Genomic DNA, 1,077 nt, shown 5'->3' with positions numbered 1-1,077 from the left:
GTATTGCCCCGTTAGGTTGGTAACGCGACTGGCTGGTGGCTGACCTTTGAGTGCGGTGTGACCTCGATGGTGATTATAGTGATGCAACCATTTCGGGAAAGCGGCCACACGCTCTGCTTCTGACTGGTAAGGCTTCGCGTAGGCCCATTCCTCGAGCATGGTGCGGTTATAGCGTTCGACTTTGCCATTGGTCTGAGGTCGGTACGGGCGGGTGCGCTTGTGCTTGACGGTGTCGCCGAGGGCTTCTTTGAAAGCGTGTGAGCGGTAGCAGGCTCCGTTGTCGGTCAGTACGCGTTGGACGGTGATTCCGCAGGATTCGAAGTACTCGTTGGCCCGTTTCCAGAAGCCGGCGGCGGTTTCCTTCTTCTCGTCGGGAAGGCCCTCGGTGTAGGCCAGGCGGGAGTGATCGTCCACGGCGTTATGCAGGTACGTGTAGCCAGGTCGCCGGTTAGCCTTACTGCCGGTCCTGTTCCGCCGTCCCTGGCCACGACTCATCACTCGATGCCCGCCACCGTCGGGAATCCGGCCGAGTTTCTTGATATCCACATGCACCAGATCGCCCGGTGCAGTGTGTTCGTAGCGGCGGATCACCTGACCCGTGGCCCGGTCCAACCAGGACAATCGTGCCAGCCTGTACCGTGCCAGCACCCGGTGCACCGTAGAGGGATGAAGGCCGAGCTGGTAACCGATCCTCGCCGGACCCCATCGCCTGTTTACCCGGATTCCGATGATCCGCCGCTCGGTACGGGTCGGGGTGCGCCGTGGTGAAGTATGCGGGCGGCTGGACCGATCAAGCATGCCGTGCTCGCCATGCGCGCGGTAGCGGTGAGCCCAGCGGGACGCGGTCGGCACCGAGACTTGGAAACGCTCCGCAGCACGGCGCAGGGGCCACCCGTCATCAACGACACAGCGAGCTAGCCGTAACCGCCCACGAGGGGTAAGCAGGGCATTAGGGTGGGACATTGAAGACCTCCTGGTCAGTGGATGCTCTTAGACAAGCCCCACTTCACCCGGAGGTCTTCTTCATGTCACCAAACCACGCCGACCGTCACTAACCTCTATGGGTAATACAGCTAG

At 61.6% G+C, this 1,077-nt stretch carries 1 protein-coding gene; it reads right to left on the bottom strand.

Features of this window, described 5'->3' with window-relative positions; translation table 11 throughout:
* Positions 1–963: IS481 family transposase (locus tag DDA93_RS16095; RefSeq protein WP_116779320.1), on the bottom strand; the 963-nt coding region annotated here is incomplete at its 3' end.
* Positions 964–1,077: the final 114 nt, after the last annotated feature.

Source organism: Arthrobacter sp. Bz4 (assembly GCF_003075455.1).
Classification (GTDB): domain Bacteria; phylum Actinomycetota; class Actinomycetes; order Actinomycetales; family Micrococcaceae; genus Arthrobacter_D.
Note: the sequence above shows the minus strand (reverse complement) of the source record. Positions and strands in the feature narration are given on the sequence as shown.